The sequence below is a fragment of the Staphylococcus lugdunensis genome (assembly GCF_002901705.1).
Lineage (GTDB): Bacteria > Bacillota > Bacilli > Staphylococcales > Staphylococcaceae > Staphylococcus > Staphylococcus lugdunensis.
On sequence record NZ_PPPV01000012.1, the window covers coordinates 278,922 to 279,439 of the forward strand.

Consider the following 518-nt stretch of genomic DNA (forward strand, 5'->3'; position numbering starts at 1 on the left):
CTAAAGATGCTGGTAAAATCGCTGGCTTAGAAGTAGAACGTATCATCAATGAACCTACAGCTGCAGCATTAGCTTATGGCTTAGATAAAACTGAAAAAGATCAAAAAGTATTAGTATTCGACTTAGGTGGCGGTACATTTGACGTTTCTATTCTTGAATTAGGTGACGGTGTATTCGAAGTACTTTCAACTGCTGGTGACAATAAACTTGGTGGTGACGACTTTGACCAAGTCATTATCGATTATTTAGTATCTGAATTTAAAAAAGAAAACGGTGTCGATTTGTCTCAAGATAAAATGGCATTACAACGTCTTAAAGATGCAGCTGAAAAAGCTAAAAAAGATTTATCAGGTGTATCACAAACCCAAATTTCATTACCATTCATCTCTGCTGGAGCAAATGGTCCATTACACTTAGAAATTAGCTTAACTCGTTCTAAATTTGAAGAATTAGCTGATTCATTAATTAAACGTACTATGGAACCAACACGTCAAGCGTTAAAAGATGCTGGCTTATCA

General features: G+C 35.5%; 1 protein-coding gene. It reads left to right on the forward strand.

Annotated elements, in window-relative coordinates:
• A partial coding sequence (locus CD041_RS12260) for an Hsp70 family protein (protein WP_258027196.1) occupies positions 1–518 on the forward strand: 518 nt, incomplete at both ends.